At 58.2% G+C, this 19,419-nt stretch carries 18 protein-coding genes and 1 pseudogene; 12 read left to right on the top strand and 7 right to left on the bottom strand.

Going from position 1 to position 19,419, the window contains the following annotated elements:
- The first annotated feature begins 374 nt into the window (after positions 1 to 374).
- The 6 genes from ACZ9DP_RS04730 (at position 375) to ACZ9DP_RS04705 (ending at position 6,643) form a co-directional block, all read left to right on the top strand.
- Positions 375 to 1,259, top strand: a complete 885-nt coding sequence (locus ACZ9DP_RS04730; RefSeq protein WP_476200498.1) for a peptidyl-prolyl cis-trans isomerase — start codon at positions 375 to 377, stop codon at positions 1,257 to 1,259.
- Complete coding sequence (locus ACZ9DP_RS04725; protein ID WP_476200496.1) at positions 1,256 to 2,263, top strand: HupE/UreJ family protein; 1,008 nt, start codon at positions 1,256 to 1,258, stop codon at positions 2,261 to 2,263. Before ACZ9DP_RS04730 ends, ACZ9DP_RS04725 begins: the two co-directional genes overlap by 4 nt.
- Positions 2,264 to 2,283: 20 nt before the next feature.
- Positions 2,284 to 2,967 (top strand): hypothetical protein, encoded by a 684-nt coding sequence (locus tag ACZ9DP_RS04720; protein ID WP_476200495.1) that lies wholly within the window; start codon positions 2,284 to 2,286, stop codon positions 2,965 to 2,967.
- A complete protein-coding gene (locus tag ACZ9DP_RS04715; RefSeq protein ID WP_476200493.1) occupies positions 2,952 to 3,401 on the top strand; it encodes a hypothetical protein in 450 nt (149 codons plus the stop codon). Before ACZ9DP_RS04720 ends, ACZ9DP_RS04715 begins: the two co-directional genes overlap by 16 nt.
- A 58-nt stretch (positions 3,402 to 3,459) precedes the next feature.
- Positions 3,460 to 5,421: a DUF3604 domain-containing protein gene (locus ACZ9DP_RS04710; protein WP_476200492.1), complete on the top strand. Its 1,962-nt coding sequence runs from the start codon at positions 3,460 to 3,462 to the stop codon at positions 5,419 to 5,421.
- A 505-nt stretch (positions 5,422 to 5,926) separates the two neighbouring features.
- Positions 5,927 to 6,643: an eCIS core domain-containing protein gene (locus tag ACZ9DP_RS04705; protein ID WP_476200490.1), complete on the top strand. Its 717-nt coding sequence runs from the start codon at positions 5,927 to 5,929 to the stop codon at positions 6,641 to 6,643.
- Between the two features lie 996 nt (positions 6,644 to 7,639).
- Here the strand turns inward: ACZ9DP_RS04705 and ACZ9DP_RS04700 are convergent.
- Complete coding sequence (locus ACZ9DP_RS04700) at positions 7,640 to 8,038, bottom strand: RidA family protein (protein ID WP_074072470.1); 399 nt, start codon at positions 8,036 to 8,038, stop codon at positions 7,640 to 7,642.
- Positions 8,039 to 8,207: 169 nt separating this feature from the next.
- On the opposite strand from ACZ9DP_RS04700, the gene ACZ9DP_RS04695 reads away from it, so the two are divergent.
- Complete coding sequence (locus ACZ9DP_RS04695) at positions 8,208 to 8,795, top strand: TetR/AcrR family transcriptional regulator (protein WP_083636005.1); 588 nt, start codon at positions 8,208 to 8,210, stop codon at positions 8,793 to 8,795.
- Positions 8,796 to 9,529: 734 nt separating this feature from the next.
- The gene (locus tag ACZ9DP_RS04690) at positions 9,530 to 10,162 is read left to right on the top strand and encodes a glutathione S-transferase family protein (protein ID WP_083636006.1); all 633 of its coding nucleotides are present in this window, start codon (positions 9,530 to 9,532) and stop codon (positions 10,160 to 10,162) included.
- A gap of 252 nt (positions 10,163 to 10,414) precedes the next feature.
- On the opposite strand, the gene ACZ9DP_RS04685 is transcribed toward ACZ9DP_RS04690, so the two are convergent.
- The 3 genes from ACZ9DP_RS04685 to ACZ9DP_RS04675 all read right to left on the bottom strand — a co-directional run bounded on the left by ACZ9DP_RS04685 (position 10,415) and on the right by ACZ9DP_RS04675 (position 12,156).
- The gene (locus tag ACZ9DP_RS04685) at positions 10,415 to 10,639 is read right to left on the bottom strand and encodes a hypothetical protein (protein WP_476200489.1); all 225 of its coding nucleotides are present in this window, start codon (positions 10,637 to 10,639) and stop codon (positions 10,415 to 10,417) included.
- A complete protein-coding gene (locus ACZ9DP_RS04680) occupies positions 10,636 to 10,908 on the bottom strand; it encodes a hypothetical protein (RefSeq protein ID WP_246763403.1) in 273 nt (90 codons plus the stop codon). The genes ACZ9DP_RS04685 and ACZ9DP_RS04680 overlap by 4 nt, the downstream gene beginning before the upstream one ends.
- 339 nt (positions 10,909 to 11,247) lie before the next feature.
- Positions 11,248 to 12,156: a LysR family transcriptional regulator gene (locus ACZ9DP_RS04675; RefSeq protein ID WP_476200488.1), complete on the bottom strand. Its 909-nt coding sequence runs from the start codon at positions 12,154 to 12,156 to the stop codon at positions 11,248 to 11,250.
- A gap of 105 nt (positions 12,157 to 12,261) precedes the next feature.
- Between ACZ9DP_RS04675 and ACZ9DP_RS04670 the strand changes: the two genes are divergently transcribed.
- The gene (locus tag ACZ9DP_RS04670; protein ID WP_476200487.1) at positions 12,262 to 13,134 is read left to right on the top strand and encodes an SDR family NAD(P)-dependent oxidoreductase; all 873 of its coding nucleotides are present in this window, start codon (positions 12,262 to 12,264) and stop codon (positions 13,132 to 13,134) included.
- Between the two features lie 79 nt (positions 13,135 to 13,213).
- Positions 13,214 to 14,035: an alpha/beta fold hydrolase gene (locus ACZ9DP_RS04665; RefSeq protein ID WP_476200485.1), complete on the top strand. Its 822-nt coding sequence runs from the start codon at positions 13,214 to 13,216 to the stop codon at positions 14,033 to 14,035.
- A 317-nt stretch (positions 14,036 to 14,352) separates the two neighbouring features.
- Here ACZ9DP_RS04665 and ACZ9DP_RS04660 read toward each other — a convergent pair whose 3' ends face one another.
- Positions 14,353 to 15,120, bottom strand: coding sequence for an alpha/beta fold hydrolase (locus ACZ9DP_RS04660; protein WP_476200483.1), 768 nt, complete (start codon positions 15,118 to 15,120; stop codon positions 14,353 to 14,355).
- A 282-nt stretch (positions 15,121 to 15,402) separates the two neighbouring features.
- Between ACZ9DP_RS04660 and ACZ9DP_RS04655 the strand changes: the two are divergent.
- Positions 15,403 to 15,808: pseudogene (locus ACZ9DP_RS04655) on the top strand (MarR family winged helix-turn-helix transcriptional regulator).
- A gap of 319 nt (positions 15,809 to 16,127) precedes the next feature.
- Positions 16,128 to 17,777 carry a putative bifunctional diguanylate cyclase/phosphodiesterase gene (locus ACZ9DP_RS04650; RefSeq protein WP_476200482.1) on the top strand — a complete coding sequence of 550 codons (1,650 nt, stop codon included), beginning with the start codon at positions 16,128 to 16,130 and terminating at the stop codon, positions 17,775 to 17,777.
- 240 nt (positions 17,778 to 18,017) lie between these two features.
- Here the strand turns inward: ACZ9DP_RS04650 and xth are convergent, their stop codons facing one another.
- Together xth and ACZ9DP_RS04640 are read right to left on the bottom strand one after the other, a co-directional pair.
- Positions 18,018 to 18,791: an exodeoxyribonuclease III gene (gene xth / locus ACZ9DP_RS04645; protein WP_476202199.1), complete on the bottom strand. Its 774-nt coding sequence runs from the start codon at positions 18,789 to 18,791 to the stop codon at positions 18,018 to 18,020.
- Positions 18,788 to 18,976 carry a hypothetical protein gene (locus tag ACZ9DP_RS04640; protein WP_476200481.1) on the bottom strand — a complete coding sequence of 63 codons (189 nt, stop codon included), beginning with the start codon at positions 18,974 to 18,976 and terminating at the stop codon, positions 18,788 to 18,790. The genes xth and ACZ9DP_RS04640 overlap by 4 nt, the downstream gene beginning before the upstream one ends.
- Positions 18,977 to 19,419: the final 443 nt, after the last annotated feature.

The raw sequence follows: 19,419 nt of genomic DNA, 5'->3' as shown, positions 1-19,419 counted from the left end.
CAGTCCGGGGCCCGCGTTTCGGCAGCGGCCGTGCTGGGTCTTGCTGCGATAATTTTATCTCCGAGACCGATCTGCTGTCGCTCAGCGTTTGCCCGTCTGAAACGATACGACGATACCACGGACCTACGCTTCGGATACGGAGGCCGTTGCCCTCAACCTGCAGCCGATGAGGCGAAAGCATACACTTACAGCCGGCGACGGTGAATTGCTCCCATCCTTCCCTTATCGAAGCCCGGTGATACGGTTGGTCGTCGTCGGCGACTATCGTCTTGCCAAACACGCCAAACAGTATCAGTATTTCAGCCGTTTCGAATATTCGTGATCCCGCCTTTGACAATGCCTCGTGAGCAATCCTGTATCTGAAGGGATGTCCTGTGAACCTCCTCAGGGAACCACTGCTCCACTTCGTCGTCGGAGGCGCGTTGTTGTTTGCCGGATACGCATGGCTGGACCGCGAACAGACCGATGCCAGTGGCCTCGAACCGGTCCGGATTGGTGAAGGCGAGGTACGGTGGTTGAAGGAGACCTGGGCCAACCAGTGGCTTCGCGCACCGAGTACTCAGGAGCTGCAAGAGCTTGTCGCCGATCTCGTGTCCGAGGAGCTGCTCGCCCGCGAGGCGCGGGAAATGAGTCTTGACAGGAACGACACGGTCGTGCGCCGCCGTCTGGCACAAAAGCTGAAGTTCATAGTCGAGGATACCTCGCGTCTCGTCGAGCCAAAGGAAGCAGAGCTTCGGCAATTCTATGAGGCCAACGCCGCCCGCTTCCAAAAGAGCGCGCGGGTGTCTTTCACGCAAATCTTCTTCAACCCGGCGCTGCGCAACGACGCCTCCTCGGATGCGAAGGCGGCGCTTGTGGAGCTAAAGAGCGCGCGCGATACCGACCTTGCGGCGATGCTTGGCGACAGATTGTTGCTTGACGCCGAAGTCCGCGATGCAGACGAGCAGACAATATCCGGCATGTTCGGGCCGGATTTTGCGCGGGCGGTTTTCGCCATCAAGCCCGGAATGTGGAGCGAGCCGGTCAAATCTGGATACGGCTTTCATCTCGTCTCGATAGCGGACAGCAGCGCCGGGAGGCAGCCCCCCTTTGAGGAGGTTCGCGATGAGGTCCTGCAGGAATGGCGACGTGAGAAAGAGAAAGGCGCAAATCGGGACTACATTGCTCGACTTCGCGAGAAATACGGAGTCGTGCTCGATGATAGCGTGAAGGAACTGCTCGGCGCCGACCGTGTCGCCGACACGGCAGCAGCACCATGAGGCGGATCTGGAACTACAGCGCAGTGTTAGTGCTGTTGACACTCGGCATGGGCCTTCTGTCGCCGGTCGCTGCCTCCGCACATGAAGTACGTCCCGCCTACCTCGAACTCCGCGAGGAGATGCCCAACGAGTACAGCGTTCTACTCAAGACGCCAATGCGTGGCGACGCAAGGCTGGCGCTTTCTGCGGTATTCTCGGGCAAGATTGAGAACATCACGCCAATCGTCTCGCGCCCGACTGGCAACGCCATGGTTCAGACCTGGCGCATGCGGACGATCGAGCCGCTCCAAGGCCAACAGGTCTTGATCGACGGGCTACGCAGCACCATGACAGACGCGCTCGTGCGGGTCGAGTTTGCCGGGGGCGGGGCATGGGTCGCGCGGCTAACGCCCCGCGCGCCGGACGCCACCATTCCTGTGGCACAAACCCGCGGGATGGTGGCCGCAACTTACCTCAAGCTCGGGTTTGAGCACATCCTGCTTGGATTCGATCACCTGTTATTCGTGCTTGCCCTTCTCATCATCACGCAAGGGAGCTGGTTGCTCGTAAAGACCGTCACTTCATTTACCGTTGCCCATAGCATCACGCTGGCGCTGGCAACGCTCGGTTTTGTTCATGTACCCTCGCCGCCTGTGGAGGCCGTGATCGCATTGTCGATCGCCTTTGTCGCGGTCGAGATCGTTCACGTTCGACAGGGGCGCAGATGTCTTTCTGCCCGAGCACCTTGGCTGGTGGCCTTCGCCTTCGGGCTTCTCCATGGCTTCGGCTTTGCCGGTTCCCTGAGTGAGATCGGATTACCAGTGGAACAGATTCCATTGGCGCTGCTGTTCTTCAACGTCGGGGTTGAGATCGGTCAGCTTCTTTTCATCGGAGCAGTGCTTGCACTTGTCGCGCTCATCCGATGGGCCAAGCGGCCTTTGCCTGCCTGGCTCAACCTCGTGCCGCCCTACGCCATCGGCACGATCGCTATGTTCTGGGTCATCGAAAGGGTCGCGGCGTTCTAAGATCATCAGGGGGATGGCACATGGACACCTCATTCGCGCTAGTTGCAGCTCGCGGGCCAATGAGCGCCATCCTGGCCTGGCTGATGCCCATGATTGCTGCTGCGTTCCTCGTCGTTCCGACGCCCGCTCACGCCTGCGTGCTCTGCTTGCCCTATCCCCAAGAGACGAATGCCGATCAGGTCATTGGAAGTGGTACGGCGGTTTTTGCCGGCGAGAATCCGGCAAAGCCTTTCTCCTACGTAGTCCAGGAAACATTCAAGGGACACTACGACGGCAGCGCAATCCCTCTGTTCCTCGATTCGATGACAGGCCGCGCCCTCAGGCTCAGTCCGACGCTTCGGGTCATTCTCGTTCAGAACCGCCCCGACGGAATCTGGAGGGCCTTAGGGCTGGCGGGAAGCGAGTATCAAGGTGTTATGCGCCAACTCGCCGATTGGGATGCGGGCTCGAAGACGCCAGCCGAACGCGCGATATTCTTCGCCCCTTACCTCCGGCACGAAGATCGCAGGCTCGCGGAGCTGGCCTTTCTGGAGGTCGGGCGCGCGCCTTACGCAACGCTGCGCAATCTCAAAACAAATGTGGGGCGAGATGATATTTATCGGCTCGTCAACGACTTCTTTCATGCCGAATGGCATGGGCTTTCATCCTCATGCTCGGCACGTCGGACCGACCGGACGACATCGCCTTCGTGCGCGCAAAACTGAAGACCGCGGCGAAGTATGAGCTGACGACCAATCTCGCTGCTTACGCAACCGCGCTCATCGAGATGACGGGCGCGGACGGGGTATCGCGGCTTGCGGAAGAATATTTCGTTAAATCGGGCCGAAGTAACGGTGAGTTGCTCGAAATTGTGAAGGCGCTGTCGGTACAGGGAACAGGCGGGGCAGTCGAATTGCAGCCATCGATCATCGATGCATATGGACGTTTGCTGGCGGTTCATCCCGAGCTTGCCGGCTATGTCGCAAATGATCTGTTCGCCTGGAAAGTGACGCGTTTCGTGCCCCGGCTGCGTGAAATCTTCAATGCTGGCGTCAGGCTCGACGAAGCATCGCGTTTTGCAGTCGCCGCATACCTTTCAAGCGCCGGTGAAGGCGGGAGCTCCGAGGGTAGGCTTGCTCCGTCCGATGATCTCCGATGAGCAGTTTCCAGGGAACAATTGGCTTGGCATGCACCAACCGAACAATATGGAGGAAACAATGAAAACCTATCACCTATTACTGCTTGCTTCGGCCGCTATCCTTGTCGGAGCCCTGACAGGCATTTCACCCGCCGTGTCGCAGGACAACACGCCTGCCCTCGATTCTGGAACTCTCAACAAGGATACCGCCGACCAGCTCTATCCGACCAAGCGGCCCTACTCGCCCTATGCGGGACGAAAGTTCCCGACGCGGCCGCTTTTCGGCGATACGCATCTGCATACGTCCTTCTCTATGGACGCGGGCGCCTTTGGCGCCCGGCTGGGACCAAGGGACGCCTATCGCTTCGCCAGGGGCGAGGAGCTCATGTCGTCCACTGGCCAGCCCGCAAAGCTGTCGCGACCGCTCGACTTCCTCGTCGTTGCCGATCATTCCGACAATATGGGCTTCTTCCCCGACCTGTTTGCCGGCAAGCCTGCGATGCTCGCCGATCCGACCGGCCGCAAATGGTACGACATGATTCAATCTGGCAAGGGGGCCGATGCAGCGATCGAGATCATCGTCGCTTTTTCCCATGGAACCTTCCCCAAGGATCTGATGTATTTTCCCGGCACGACCGCCTATCGGGGCGCCTGGCAGGAAACTATTGCCGCGGCAGAGGAGTACAACGATCCGGGCCGTTTCACCGCTTTCATCGGCTACGAATGGACATCCAATACTGGCGGCAACAATCTGCATCGCAACGTCATCTTCCGCGACAATGGCGACAAGGCGAGCCAGGTTGAACCGTTTACGGTCTATCCTCCCATGGGCAGCGACAATCCGGTCGACCTCTGGAAGTGGATGGAAGCCTACGAAAGCAAGACCGGCGGAAACGTGCTGGCCATTGCGCACAACGGCAACCTAAGCAACGGCACGATGTTTCCGATCGTCGAGGCTTTGGGAAAGCGACTCGACAGCCAATATGCCGAAACCCGCCTGAAGTGGGAACGGCTCTACGAGGCGACGCAGACCAAGGGCGATAGCGAGGCGCATCCTTTCCTGTCGCCGAACGATGAGTTCGCCGATTTCGAGCGATGGGATAAGGGAAACCTCGACGGAAGCGTCGCAAAGACCAAGGAGATGCTGGAGTTCGAATATGCGCGCTCGGCGCTGAAAAACGGCTTGAAGCTTGACAAGCAACTCGGGGTCAATCCGTACAAGTTCGGACTGATCGGCAGCAGCGACGCCCACAACTCGCTGAGCGCGCTGGAGGAAGACAATTTCTTTGGCAAGACAGTGCCCCAGGAGCCAAGCCGGCAGCGCACCACCGCCGCGTTCATCGATAACAAGCAGACCGGCGTGAAGATCATGGACTGGGAGGTTTCCGCGTCGGGCTACGCAGCCGTTTGGGCCATGGAGAACACGCGCGAATCCCTGTGGGATGCGATGGAGCGGCGCGAAACCTATGCCACGACCGGTCCACGCATGGCGGTGCGCCTGTTCGGCGGATGGGATTTCAACGCCGATGACGCCAACACCAGAAATCCGGCCATCGCCGGCTATCTCAAGGGCGTGCCGATGGGCGGCGACTTGGTGTCGGCGCCCGAAGGCAAGGCACCGACCTTCCTGGTTGCCGCCCTGAAGGACCCGATCGGCGCTAACCTCGACCGCTACCAGATCGTCAAGGGCTGGGTCGACGCCGCCGGCGAGGTCCATGAAAAGATCTATGACGTCGCCTGGTCGGGCGACCGCAAGCCCGGCGTCGACGGCAAGCTGCCAGCGGTGGGTACCACGGTCGACATCAACAATGCGACGTGGAAGAACACGATCGGAGCGCCCGAACTGGTCGCCGTCTGGACCGACCCGGAATTCGACCCAGCGCAAAGCGCCTTCTACTACGGCCGGGTGCTGGAGATCCCGACGCCGCGATGGACCGCCCATGACGCCAAATACTACGGCATTAAAGTGCCGCCGGAAGCCAAGATGGAAATCCAGGAGCGCGCCTACACATCGCCGATTTGGTATTCACCTACGCCTTGACAGGGTATCGGCTTTGCGGGTCGCGCTGCTCGTGTGTGCGATGCCGCAGCTCGCCTCGACGGTTGGATAACGATTTTGAGCGCTTCACACATTCCTCTCCACCGAGGCCGAGGAATGTCGGCCACAGCCTATGGACGGAGCTGCATTTGCGGAATCCTTTTAGTAGCAGATGCTTATATGGCGGGCGTTTCGGCCATGTGGAGCAACTAAAGCCGCTGCCAGATATGTGGCCGGTTCGATTGGCTGCCTACATGCCTGGGTCACCTCACACTGCCCAAGATATACACGCTCGATCCTCCAGCCACCATGGGCGACAACGAGTATCCCAGGGCAGGGCAGCCCCGCAGCCGTGGTACAACCCGAATGCGAGCCTCCAGTAGGACGGGCGCGAGCGTTCGAGCAGAATTGGCGAACCGGCGAGATTTAGTGCGCAAGTGCCAACATTAGCGACTTGTGATATTGTGCCGAGCTGTTGTCGGTGGCCAAATTCACGAGAACGTGCGTCATGATGACAATGACGATTCTATTACTCACTGTGTCGTTTGCTGTCGCGTGGGCTCGGCTTGGCGACATCGGCCATCCCGAACAATATCTGCGCAACGTCCAGCGAGAAGCGGGCAATTCACAAAGCGACGTGCCAAATATCTTTGGCCGCATCGGCTGGGAGATCGCGGATATTGGAAAGGAATTGGATCGCGTTCGCTCGGAAGCCCAAGTCTTGACCGCAGCTACGGCATTGGAGCAGTGGATCACCGCATCACGAAATACTGCCCGCTCCAGCGGTGTGATGCCAATGCCGCCGGCGCTTCGTCAAGCGCTCGGAAACTTTTACGATGAGCAGATCTATGACATGGTGGCTTTCAAAATTGGTGATAGCGCCCCCCTGAACCTCGCAGACCTGGCCATGCGATATGGCGATGCAGACGCGGTTACATTGATCGACACCGTTATTTTCAGAGATGAAGCTGGAGCAAACGACCCTGGGCTATGGGTTCATGAGCTTAAGCATGTTCAGCAGTTTCGGGACTGGGGAACGCGTAGTTTTTCCATACGGTATTTGAGAGACTGGAAATCTGTTGAGGACGAGGCATACGCCGCCACTGACCGATTCAATACGATCCAACAAAGGACAACGCCACAGACCCGTTCACCCAACGTCATTCAGCCGACGCCCACTGTACCTCAAGCCGTACAGCCTCGGGCCGAATGCAGCCGGTTGTAGGATAGGGCGCGCGGTATGCGGGGCAATTTCCGGCGCCTCGGCCGAGGCCCCTGCGCTCACCCATGCGAGCTACTGCGCGGCGGCTGGTCGCCGCCTAGCTGCGCGACACGCGATTTGTCCGCCATCGCTTCGAACGGATGTCGTGGACTTGTTTCGACGCATTCCTCAATCGAGATACACGATCAGCAATGACGATCTGCAATGGTTTGACACGCGTTGAAGCCTATCGGTCAAGACTGTGAGTGGAGTGGTCGTTTTGGTTCATTGTCTCCCGAGGACGAGGTCCGCGCTGCATATTCAACAATGCAGTCCTTGGCTGATCCGTTCCCAGATGTCTGAACCTCGTAAATCCGAAGGGCGCTCGACCCTTTCGGGGAGCGCCCTTCGCCGACCCGGACAGCTTCAAACGCGCGACAAGATCGCTGCAGGATGCCATCACATTTGGGTGGTAGCCTCCATATGTGTCGTCGGAAGGAGAATTCAATAGCTCGCCGGCTCCCAATCAGGTTTCACATAGTGCATGATCTCAATGGCCTCGCCGCTCATGCGGTGATCAACGTCCAGACAGCCACCCAGATGGCATCCTCAGTGAAGAAGCAGGCGGTTCCTTCAAACAAAACCACCGGTCATGACGGCTGACCGACATGTGTCCCAAGCCTTCATTTCGGTGCACGTGATCATTGTGGTTTGCGCGAAATGTCTCCGCCGGGGCCCCGCAAGCGGCGCCGATGATCGCCTCATAAGTGTCGAAGACGCGGTTTGAGAGCCGGTTGGGCCACGTGTATTGCCACATGTTCTCGACCGGTTCAGTTCGCGCGAGACGGCCGAAAGCGCGAGCCCCCCAGGTGGACATGACGGCTGCTCTTGCAATGTGCAGCTGCATGCGACACCGGCGGCATCTGCTCGCTTACACCGTCAAACACCGCCGCGAGCGAAAGCACCCGGCTGCCCTGCTGCGCCCTGGAAACGGGGCCAACCGCTCTGGTAGGAAGAAGCTTATGCCGCTTCAGGAATGCGAGCGATGACCTTGATTTCGAAATCAAAGCCGGCGAGCCAGTTCACACCGATTGCGGTCCAGTTGGGATAAGGCGGACTGCTGAAGATCTGGTTTTTGACGGCCATGATGGTCTCGAACTGGTTTTCGGGATCTGTGTGGAACGTGGTCACATCGATAATATCGTCGAAGGTGCAGCTTGCCGCTTTCAGTGTTGCCCTTAGGTTGTCGAAGGCCAGTTCGACCTGACGCCGGAAATCAGGTTCGGGAGTCCCATCGGAATGACTGCCGACCTGCCCGGAGACGAAGAGGAGGTCGCCGGAGCGGATCGCGGCTGAATAGCCGTGTGCTTGGTAAAGTGCATGCCTATCGGCAGGAAAAATTGCGTCGCGTTGCGTCATGTGTCGATCTCTCTTCATCTTGGTGGGTGGCACTCGATGAGCAAAACGCTGCTTGCGGAGCTTCACAGGCTGTCGCATCATTGATATACGCCACGTATGCCAAATATCAGACATACGCCTCGTATGTCAATACATATACGTCACGTATGTGAAAAACAGGAGTCATCAGATGGCAAAGCGACGCGTCGAGATGATGGAAGAGACCCGCGCAAAGCTGGTTGCGGCCGCGCGAAAGGCATTTGCCGAAAAAGGCTACGCTGCCGCCTCCATGGACGAGCTGACCGCCGAGGTCGGCCTCACTCGGGGAGCGCTTTATCACAACTTCGGGGACAAGCGTGGACTTCTGGCTGCCGTCGTCAACCAGATAGACGCTGAAATGGCCTCGCGAGCGCAGGAGATCGGCGGCCGAGCGGAAAACGCCTGGGAAGGGCTGCTTACTGAGGGTACGGCCTATATCGAAATGGCGCTCGATCCCGAAGTACAGCGGATCGTTCTGCTCGACGGGCCAGCGGTCCTCGGAGATCCATCGCAATGGCCTAGTCAGAGCAACTGCTTGCAGGCCACAAAGCAGACGGTAAAGCGGCTGATCGCCCAAGGAATTTTGAAGCCAGTGGATGCAGAGGCGGCCGCCCGGCTTCTGAATGGCGCCGCGCTCAATGCGGCTCTCTGGATTGCGGCCAGCGAAGATCCGAAAGATGTCTTACCGAAAGCCACCCAGGCCTTCCGTTACCTGGCCACAGGTCTGCTCGCAAACTAATGATCTCCTCCACGCTGCCACGCGCCGCGATCGTGCGCCTGCCCGGATGGCAAAAAAATCCCTCATAGCGGCCCCGCCGCCGGTCGCTCGGACCCTTGGCGTCGCGTGCTCTCTACGGCCCGGAACCGCACGAACCGCGATCACGCAATGGTAGCAGGAAATACGAAATGTCTTCGTTACACTTTTGCTTCAATGCAACCGCAACACCTGCCCTGCCCCGGAGAAGCCAAGGATCGGAAGGACAGGGCAGGTGCGGGATTGTCGAACGGACCGTGAAGTTAGGAGCGCGACCCTCCTTCGTCCCGAGAAATCACAATCAAGCCGCCAAGGAACCTAATCTGCGCTGCTGGCATAATGGGTAAGGAGGTGTCGAATTGCCTCGGTGAAAGAAGTTCCTTGCCGCTTGCACCCCTTGGATATCGTGAAAGCAGCACGGATGACTTTTTTTGTGACCCGCTGTCGGATCGGATTTTCCTCCAACGTCCTTGGAATGCGACGACGAATTCAATGATGGGAGGAGAATGAACATGATGATTGTCGCAGGCCATTACAACGTTCCGACCGCTCGGCCGAGGACTGGCGTGCAGTTCCAACTTGGAAACGTCCAGAAACATCACATCGGTCACTCGGGGGCCCCGGTTCTGACAGCTTAGGTGGCCGAAGCGTTCTACTTCCCACCCCCTACGCACTTGTCAACGCCGTGACGCTGTCTTTTTGAAACTGAGGAAATCAAGATGATGAAACTATATGGATTAGGTCCGACGCGCTCGCTTCGCGCACTTTGGGCCCTTCAAGAGCTTGATGCGGAATTCGAGTTTGTTCCCGTCAATCTCCTGGCTGGCGAAAACCGTCGCCCCGACTTCCTGCGCCTCAATCCCGCCGGAAAACTCCCAGTGCTGGTTGACGGTGACCTTGTACTTACAGAATCCGCCGCGATCGTCATGTATTTAGCAGAGAAGTATGGTGCCAAAGGGCTTATGCCCGCCGACCTAAGGGAGCGGGCGCGGGCGTATCGCTGGTCTATGTTTGCGGTGACCGAACTTGAACAGCCGCTGTGGCGGATCGCCAAGCACACCTTTATATATCCCGAAGACAAACGACTGCCAGAAGACATAGCTCTCGCCAGAGAGGAGTTTATGGCAATGGCGGCAATACTTGAGCGTCACATGGACGGGCGTCAGTTCATCGTCGGCGACAAAATAACCATCGCTGATTGCGTCACCGCCTATGTTGTGGACTGGGGTAATGAAAATGGCCTGGTTGACGGCTGTCCAAATCTCAAAGCTTATCTTGAGCGGATGTACGCGCGTCCTAAGGCGCCGCAGCGGATCGCCGAAGCCCTCGCAAACCTCCAACCTGTTGCCTGATCGAGATCTTCGGAAGTGCGCTCGGTGACAGGCGATGCCTGCATGCTACCCGAAGTGCGTACCGAGAAACTGCTGCCGTGACCTGAAGAATACGACGAGGGCTCGTCCAAAAGGTTCAAAAATGGCGAGCCCTGTCGCACCTCGTGCCGCGGGAGCTCATCTCAATTCCCGCTGCACTGGGAATCACGGTCCTTTGAGTCCCTGTAAAAATGATGCCAAAAGTCAGCACGCCAGCAAACTAGCTAAAAAGGATTAGTACGGTCGCGCACCTTCAGCGGAGGTGCCGCCGGGTTCTTCAGAAGTCAGATGCCTCTTTCTCAGGGCATCGACAATCTCCATGGCCGTAGCTTCATCAAGGCGTTCGAGCGGCAGCGTTTCAGCAATGACAGCGACCTTGCGCGTCTCCGTGTCGACAATCGACCAGCTGCCATCTTCGTCGCGTCTGGCGTAATATTGCGGGCTTATTCGAACTATCACCTTGGTCTTTGTTTTTCGGTGAGCTGAACCGAGGTTTCGGTCACGTCAATGTTTTCATCGCCGGCGATGCTAGCAATTAGCCTCTCCAGGCTTTGTTCGTTGGTGACACCGTGCTGATAGAAATAGATGATCTGGCTTGCGAGTTGGTCGCGCTCAGCATCGCTCGTTATGTGATGGGTAGTACAAATGCGATCGAAGATTCTCTTGCAGATTTCAACATCGTCGTTCTGCAAAGGCATTTCACGGGCAGAGAAATGGTCTCTGGTCATGGTTGGTTTCCTCAACACTCCCTAAGAAGCCAACAGAAACCCCGCCAAAAGCGGGGTAAGGTACCTCACGAAGTTATTGCGACAAGTGCTCGTCTAGAGAGGGGTCGAAGGCGAGCCCAAGCCATCAGTCTAGTGCCCAAGGGATGATCCCACTGCACTAGCGTGCACGTCGACTTCAGCGACTGGAGGGCGCTAAAAAAGCGAGCAACCAACAACGCGCATGAGAAGGAAAAGTTCCCCGGTATACAGCGCATGCTATACGGGCAGCTTATCTCAACATCGAGCGTGGTTAGCATCGACGCCAATATGACGTCTCTGGGCTGACCGCGGCAAGCGCGCTCAGCGTCCTGGCCGCAAGACCTGTCTTGCCAGATCGATGAAGGCGCGCAGCTTCGGTTGGGCTTGAGCGCGCCGCGGAAAGTAAAGGAAAAGACCAGGCGTCGTCGGCAGGAACTGCTCAAGCACACGAATAAGTTGGCCGGCGCGCAATTCCGCTTCTACGGCGATATCGGCGACATAGGCGAGGCCAAGGCCGGCCTGCGCCCAGGAGACGAGCAGCGCACCGTCGTTGACGATCAGGCTACCCGGCGGGTCGACGGAGAAGCTCCGGCCGTCGCGTTCGAATTCCCACCTGTAGAGCGCGCCCGAATTCGGAAAGCGATACCGAATTGCCTCATGGCCCGCCAGGTCCTGTGGTGCCTCGGGTCGGCCGCGAGCGGCGAGATATGCGGGGCTCGCCACGACCGCCCAGGTAATGTCCCGGGAAAGACGCACCGCGACCATATCGCGCTCGACATACTCGCCGATGCGGATGCCGGCATCGAAACTGCGTGCGGACAGGTCGATTGTCGCATCCTCGACCGCCACTTCGACTGCGACCCTCGGATACACGCGCCTCAGCGCGGGAACGACAGGCTCCATAACCAACGGCACCGCCATGCGCGGCACTGTGAGGCGCAACAATCCCGACGGTTCGTGCACTGAGGCGACGTCCTCGACAGCGGCGATGATTTCGGCGGCCGCAGGAGCGGTGCGCGCCAGCAGAGCCGCGCCGGCTTCCGTCAGGCCGACGCGCCGTGTCGTGCGGATGAACAAAGGCGTCCCAAGCTTTTCTTCGAGGGACTTCACCGCCTGGCTTACGGCAGCTGGCGACACACCCAGTCGCGCAGCCGCTGCGGTGAAGCTGCCCGCCGCCGCCGCCGCAAGGAAAGCTGGGAGGCCAAAGAATGGATCCTGTCGCAAGCTCATGCGTCGATTATTAACCCATGCTTTAAAATGCTGAAAGGAGATTGGGATTTTTCCCGGGAATTTCCTCAGTTAGGCTCTGTCCATCGACGGTAGAGGAGATAGGACATGACCGACGCAATTATATCCGACACAATGGTTCTGCCACGCCGCGACATTCTCACTGGCATGCTTGTTGCTGGCGCAACGGTCGGCGCGGGGTTCGCCGCTAAACCGGCAGCGGCGCAGGCTCCCGGTGTCCTTCAGGGTAAGGTCGCAATCGTTACCGGGGGAACGTCTGGCATCGGCGCGGCGACCGCCGGCGTCCTAGCTCAGGCCGGAGCCAAGGTTGCGTTCAACGGCCGGCGAGAAGCACTCGGGCGCGAAGGGGAAGGGCGGATTCGGGCCACTGGCGGCGAGGTCGTCTATATCAAATCGGACGTGCGCGACGCCCATCAGGTCGAGCGTTTCGTAGCTGAAACAGTCGAGCGTTACGGCCGCCTCGACATTGCCTTCAACAATGCTGGCATCGAGCTGCCGCCAGCGCCAATCGCCGACACCGATATTGCCGGCTTCGATGATCAGATTGCGACGAACCTGCGCGGTGTCTTCGTCGCAATGAAATACGAGCTGCCGTATCTCGTCCGCTCCGAAGGGGTGATGATCAACATGTCTTCGATCGGCGGCCGGCATGCCTTTCCAAACATCGTCGCCTACGGAGCTTCAAAGGCTGCCGTCATCCACATGACTCGCGCCGCCGCACAGGAGTACGGACGGCACGTACGCATCAACGCCATCGCGCCCGGAGCGATCGAGACTCCGATGCTCGAGCGGGTGCGGCGCGACTGGAAGGTGACGACCGAACAACTCGTTGGCCCCTACCCTATGCGGCGCGCCGGCACGCCGGAGGAGGTTGCGTCCCTGGTCGTTTTCCTCGCCAGCGATGCCAGTTCCTATATAAGCGGACACGTCATCGGGATCGACGGCGGCGATCTTGCTTAGTTTTCTGGCTCCGAAAGCGGACCTCACCAATCCCCGCGGGTCATGTTAACATTATGAAGTTGGCATTGAGGGTGAACGTTTGGTCGAACCGATTTCGCAAGGGCAATTTTCGGCGCTGAAGCGGAACGCCGTTCTTTCGAATGGTCTTCGGCTTGCCTATGTCGAGATGGGCGACCCTGACGGCGTGCCGATCCTCCTGCTCCACGGATTTGCCGACAGCGCCAGAAGTTGGAGCCTCGCCGCGCCATATCTCGCGACAGGCTTCCGCGTGGTTGCGCCGGACCTGCGCGGCCACGGGCATTCTGACAAGCCTGAGGGCTGCTACACGATACCCGAGATGGCAACTGATGTCCGGTTCCTCATAGAGACGCTGGGTCTTGTGCCGACCCACGTGGTCGGCCATTCGCTTGGTGGGCGGCTTGCGCGAGCGGTCGCTGAGCGCTGGCCTCGTCTCGTTCGCAAAATCGTTCTCTTATCGACCTCGGCCGCGCTGCGCGAACGTCGGGGGTGGTTGTGGGAAACCATCCAGATGCTCCGCGATCCGATCGATCCAGAATGCGCATTCATACGGGAATGGTGTGCTGGAAAACCTCCGGTCGACGAGAATTTTCTTGCCCATGCTCGACGCGAAAGCGCCGCCTTGCCGTCACGCATCTGGCATTCGATTTATTACGAGCAGCTTGCCTATGACCCGTCGCCACTTCTCCAGGATATTTCCGCGCCGACCCTCATCCTGCGAGGTGAGGAGGATATCATCGCGACTAAGGAACATCAGGCCCAGATGCTTGAAGCGATCGCCGGCGCGGAGCTCATTTCTCTTCCCGGCCATGGCCATAACCTCCACTGGGAAGACCCTGAAAGGGTGGCCGGCTTAGTTCGGACTTTTCTGGAACGCCCATGATAAGCCGAAACTGAGTTGCATTGAGCCCCTTGGTGACGGATTCCCTCGGGAACCTCAATCCGCGCAAGCTGTGTCAGAGGCAAGCTGTGTCAGAGGAACGCACGATCTCCCGACCTACGCTTCATTTCTAGGTGCTGTTCTTGCCTATCAACTATCCGGAGTCGGCCGGGACATGATGCTCGTCATCAGCCGCGGCTCCGGCCAGATCCTCCGAATATGGCAGCAGCGTATTGCGGGCAGCACCCGATTCGCATCGGCACGAAGGTGGCCGGTGCGAGGACGCACCGACCTTTTCGATTGCGAAATGGCAGTTGCCTCTATTGCGCGGCTTCTTCGATCAAGTCGGCGACGACTTGCGGCTTCGAGGTCATCACGACATGGGAAGCGCCTTCGACCACGACAGTGTTCTTGGAGCCTGCCCGCTCCGCCATGAAGCCTAGCGCCTTTGCCGGGATATTCTTGTCACCATCGCCATAGATGAACCATGAAGGCAAGGTTTTCCAGGCGGGCTCGCCGGATTTCTCGGTCAGCGCCGCCTCGGCGATCGGGCGCTGTCCCGCCGCCATAAGAGCGGCTTGTTCCGACGCTACGTCGTGTGCAAACTGCTGGTGGAACTTTGCCTTGTCGATGTAAAGGTCTACGCCGCCATCGGGCAACTTGACGGGGGCCGCGAGCGCTTCGCCAAGTGTGCCACCCGGAAATTTTCCGGCCAGGTCCGCTGCCGCTTCTCCAGCTTCCGGTGCGAAGGCTGCGACATAGACGAGCGACTTGACGTTGTCATGACCCCTTGCCGCGTTCGATATCACTTGCCCGCCATAGGAGTGGCCGACGAGGACGACGGGACCCTCGATACTGCTCACGACGTTTGAGACATATGCGGCATCACTCGAAACACTGCGCAGTGGGTTGGCCGCGGCGACGACCGGATAGCCGTCCTTTTCGAGAATTTGGATGACGCCGTTCCAGCTCGAAGAGTCGGCAAATGCGCCATGCACGAGGACGACGGTGGGCTTGCCCGACTGTGCGGCAGCGGCACCTGCAAAAAGAGCACCAGCAAGGGCGACGGCGGTAACAAACTTGGACATGTCATTTCCTTTCTATCGTTGGTGGTTTCAGGTCTCGGAGTGGCTCAGCCGTTTTTAAGTGATGTTCAATTTTTGAGGAGAACACGTTGGCACTGAAATTAGCGAAACAGCATCCGGCATGTAAGTTGCGTGCGATTTGTTTGTGTGCAATCTAAATAGACGAGCGGGATATTGCAGTCAATAGCTTGCAAACAGATCGCGCACAAAATATTTTCAGAAGGATGGAGAGTGCCATGAACGCCAACGCAGCCGATAGAACTCGACCCCCCTGATATCGGAAAAATGCTATGTTTTTCCATCTATTCGACGGGTCACGCCTTCAACCAGCTCTATCGGCCTGCTTGCCGATCTCGGTCTTTCCTACCCTCAATATCTGGTTTTGGTTTCGCTCTGGAGCCGCGACGGACGCACCGTCAAGGAACTCGGAGAGGCTTTGTTCCTGGACTCCAGTACCTTGACGCCCTTGCTGAAGCGACTGGAGTCGGCGGGTCTTGTCACTCGCACACGCAATCGGCAGGACGAGCGCCAGGTGCTTCTTCACCTCACGGCTGAGGGTCGGGCGCTTAAGGATCGTACCGCGCCAGTTTTAAAGTGCATCAGCGAAGTTGTGGGGATCGATGCCGAAACAGCGCGAAAGATCAAGGTCGCAATCGAAGCTATCCGCGACGCTATCCACGAGAGGGCGTAGAAAGACGCTCCGAGCCGGCCGCAATCTCGCTGATCGGCGCGAAAAAAAGCACGAGGCTTCTCTCGCGTGGTTACCATATGAACTTTGTTTGCGTCTCCCGACGGCGTTTGATTGCGAAGCTGGCTTTGGTGACAGATGCTGCGTCATACCGCACTTTTCGATATGCCGCCAGGATCGCGAGGGATCTGAATGAAGGCCGATTCCGGACACTTTCTTTTCATTTGACGCTCCCTAGTTGTTATCTTGCTGACCAAAGCGAAACCTGATTGAAAAAATGACCTTCAGCATGTCAGCAATGTCTCAACAGCCTGAGGTGGGAATGAAAGATTCTAATGTGGCTGCGTCTATGAACGGTCAAGCTGATGAATTTGTTTCTTATTATGGGAATAGCCTAAGACTGGTAAAATGCTCTGCAAAGGTTGCGCAGGCCTACAGAATCGTAGCCGCGCTCGATGCGACTCTTTGGCAGGTATATCCAGAACTGCTGGACCCCGACCGCAAATCGCTTGTCGAGGCCGTGCTTGCCGGCGCCATCCCGTGCAATATTGCGATTGAACCTGGCGCGTCCAATGACGGGCGCAATCTTCTCCTTTTCAGCACAGAACGGGGACTGGGCGTCATCGAGACGCGAAACGAGGCGGCTCGTTCGAAGGCGCCGAATGGAGATGCAGATCGAGCTTTGCTTCTTCATCAGGCTAGGCATGACGCATTGACGGGACTGGCCAACCGTCGCCAGTTCAGCAGCGATCTTCAGGCGAATCTCCCGATGCTTGCCGGGCACAAGCTTGCATTGATGCAGATCGATCTCGATGACTTCAAGCCGGTCAACGACACCCTTGGTCATGGCGCCGGCGATATCGTGCTCAAGATGACGGCGGAACGGATCGAGGCCGTGCTTCGCGACGGTGAGACCGCCTACAGGCTCGCAGGCGATGAATTTGCCGTCATTCAATCTTGTGACGACCAACCCGCTGAAGCAGAGCGTCTGGCCGAATCCCTGGTCCGGGCGTTCAAAGATCCGTTTACCATCGACGGGATCAGTGTGTTTGTGGGCGCGAGCGTCGGAATTGCCATTGCCCCGATTGATGGCAACGACGGCGAACAATTGATGAAGGCCGCCGACATTGCGCTCTACGCGGCCAAGAATGACGGACGCGGCCGGGCGAGAACGTTCAACCGCTCGATGATGATTATGCTGGAACAGCGTGAGATGCTGAGGCGCAGCTTACGTGTTGCCCTCCAGGAACAACAGTTCTTCATTGAGTATCAGCCGCTCGTCGAGATTGCGGACGGGATCATAGGCTTCGAGGCCCTGCTGCGCTGGCGTCACCCTTATGCTGGTGTTGTTCCGCCGGGTCTTTTCATTCCCATGGCCGAAGCCGACGGCCTGATGGGCGATATTGGAGCGTGGGTGCTTGAACAGGCTTGCCGTGAGGCGTCGACCTGGCCCTCGCATTTTATTGTATCGGTCAATCTTTCTCCGGCGGAATTCCTGCGCGCCGGCTTCACCGACCGAATTACTCGCATCCTCGACGAGGTCGGGTTCCCGGCCGATAGGCTGGAGCTCGAAATAACCGAAACCGTCTTGCTTGAGCGCACGACCAACAACCTTGATACGCTCCACACCCTTGAGGTCTTGGGTACCCGGATCGCACTCGACGACTTTGGCACTCGCTATTCGTCCCTGAGCCACCTACAGAACTTCCCGTTCGACACGATCAAGATCGACAAGCACTTCATCAACGATGTCGAGACGAACCCGAAGAGCCAGACGATCGTGCGCTTCATCATCGGCCTTGCGCATGGATTGGGGATGCGGGTTACGGCAGAAGGCGTCGAGACAGCCGGTCAAGCGGGTTGGCTTGGCAGAAAAAAATGCGACCGACTGCAAGGAAACCTCTTGGGCGCCCCGATGTCTGCCGAAGCGATTGGCGATTTTCTGCGTCAATCGTCGTTCGAGATGCTTTAAGCTCTACCAAACTCGCTCCCGCCGGCAGGGCGTCCCTCGACCTCAAATCACACACAGGCGATGCGCGCACCTTCCGTTCATCAAGCGGGGAAAGCCGCGAGACAGCGGAAGATGCGGCCCGACAACAACAACTCCCCATCAGGAGACCTCCTTTGACGGAGCCCTGAATCACATATGAATCAAAATTCATAGACGGCGCTCGACCAGCGCCGCCCACTGACGTGACGCCCGCGGTTTTTGTCAATCGCGGATTTCTATCCAAGCTGGCGCATGATCACTCGCGTGCGGTAGCGATCGGACAGACTTGTCGACGCCCGCAGCTACCAGATCGTCGGCCAACGATGCGTTTAGCAGAAAGTGATCGATCCGAAGGCCGGCGTCGCGAGCGAACGCGTTCCGAAAATATTTCCAGAATGTGTAGATGCGTTGATCAGGATAGAGATGCCGGATCGCATCGATCCAGCCTTGCGAAACAAGATCAGCGTAGGCCGCCCTCACCTCGGGCCGGAACAAAGCGTCGTCTCGCCATCGCTCAGGGGCGTAAACGTCGATATCGGTCGGCATGACGTTGAAATCACCTATCAGCGCGCTTGGAACATCCAGTTCCAGAAGCTCGGCAGCGTAGCTTTTAAGGCGCTCGAACCAGCGAAGCTTATAGTCGAATTTCGGGCCTGGCGCCGGATTGCCGTTGGGAAGATAGATGCACCCGATGATGATGCCGTCGATAACCGCTTCAATATACCGGCTGTGCGTGTCGTCAGGATCGCCGGGCAGTCCACGCCTGGTTTTCACAGGCTCTTTTCCTTTCGCCAGGATGGCGACACCGTTCCAGCTTTTTTGGCCATGCCAGATGGCCCCATATCCCGCCTTCTCAAGCGCGCGTCGCGGGAACTTCTCGTCAGGCGTTTTCAGCTCCTGCAGACATGCGATATCCGGCGAGGCTTCCTTCAGCCAGCGCAGGAGAACATCGAGCCGGCCATTTATGCCGTTGACGTTGAAGGTGGCGATCTTCACGACCGACCAGAGCTCGGCGTGGCGGTTGCGACGCATTCGCCGGCCTTTGGCTCGTCCTTCGCGTTGTGATAGCAATCGGCGAAAAGCAAGCCGCCGACGTCGGCGCTCCCCTCAAACCATCCCTTCTCATTTAGCCGAGCGTAGCGTTCCTCGGCGCTGGCATCGGTGAGCTTGCGCTTGATCATGTCCCTTCATCCTCCTGGCTGCCGTCCCATTCACAACGCATGTCGCGACAATAAGATGCATTGAATCAAAGGCATGTTCTTGGCTTGGAAAGCGCGAGACTGAGCGCCGCCGAGCCATTGCGGGGCTTTTTGTGTTAACATATCCAGCTCTCTGGCCGGAATCGGTGCTGCCCTCCCTGCGTTTCGGACGGGAACAGTTGAATGCCCGAACGTTGCGTAATGGCATTCCGGCCGGGTAAATGGTTCACCCTTGATACGTGGCTATGCGCCGTCCTCCATGCCCCACAATCGGCTAGCGCAGGAACTATCTTTTTTGTCATGCGTTCATTTGCCGGACGTGGTCGCTAACGTCCCTCTTCGTCACACTAGCCCGCTTTGGCGGGCATTTTTTTGGACATAGGAAGACGGCTTCGGGCCCTAAAGATTGAGGGGGTGATGGTTGG

It is taken from the genome of Rhizobium sp. USDA 4016, from assembly GCF_056279705.1.
Note: the sequence above shows the minus strand (reverse complement) of the source record. Positions and strands in the feature narration are given on the sequence as shown.

Excerpts from the sequence above, each read along its gene's own strand:
- ACZ9DP_RS04680 (WP_246763403.1), bottom strand. The coding sequence starts at position 10,908 with ATGACCAGAGACCATTTCTCTGCCCGTGAAATGCCTTTGCAGAACGAC.
- ACZ9DP_RS04695 (WP_083636005.1), top strand. The coding sequence starts at position 8,208 with ATGGCAAAGCGACGCGTCGAGATGATGGAAGAGACCCGCGCAAAGCTG.
- ACZ9DP_RS04710 (WP_476200492.1), top strand. The coding sequence starts at position 3,460 with ATGAAAACCTATCACCTATTACTGCTTGCTTCGGCCGCTATCCTTGTC.
- ACZ9DP_RS04725 (WP_476200496.1), top strand. The coding sequence starts at position 1,256 with ATGAGGCGGATCTGGAACTACAGCGCAGTGTTAGTGCTGTTGACACTC.
- ACZ9DP_RS04650 (WP_476200482.1), top strand. The coding sequence starts at position 16,128 with ATGAAAGATTCTAATGTGGCTGCGTCTATGAACGGTCAAGCTGATGAA.
- ACZ9DP_RS04660 (WP_476200483.1), bottom strand. The coding sequence starts at position 15,120 with ATGTCCAAGTTTGTTACCGCCGTCGCCCTTGCTGGTGCTCTTTTTGCA.
- ACZ9DP_RS04690 (WP_083636006.1), top strand. The coding sequence starts at position 9,530 with ATGATGAAACTATATGGATTAGGTCCGACGCGCTCGCTTCGCGCACTT.
- ACZ9DP_RS04720 (WP_476200495.1), top strand. The coding sequence starts at position 2,284 with ATGGACACCTCATTCGCGCTAGTTGCAGCTCGCGGGCCAATGAGCGCC.
- ACZ9DP_RS04705 (WP_476200490.1), top strand. The coding sequence starts at position 5,927 with ATGATGACAATGACGATTCTATTACTCACTGTGTCGTTTGCTGTCGCG.
- ACZ9DP_RS04675 (WP_476200488.1), bottom strand. The coding sequence starts at position 12,156 with ATGAGCTTGCGACAGGATCCATTCTTTGGCCTCCCAGCTTTCCTTGCG.
- ACZ9DP_RS04700 (WP_074072470.1), bottom strand. The coding sequence starts at position 8,038 with ATGACGCAACGCGACGCAATTTTTCCTGCCGATAGGCATGCACTTTAC.
- ACZ9DP_RS04670 (WP_476200487.1), top strand. The coding sequence starts at position 12,262 with ATGACCGACGCAATTATATCCGACACAATGGTTCTGCCACGCCGCGAC.
- ACZ9DP_RS04640 (WP_476200481.1), bottom strand. The coding sequence starts at position 18,976 with ATGATCAAGCGCAAGCTCACCGATGCCAGCGCCGAGGAACGCTACGCT.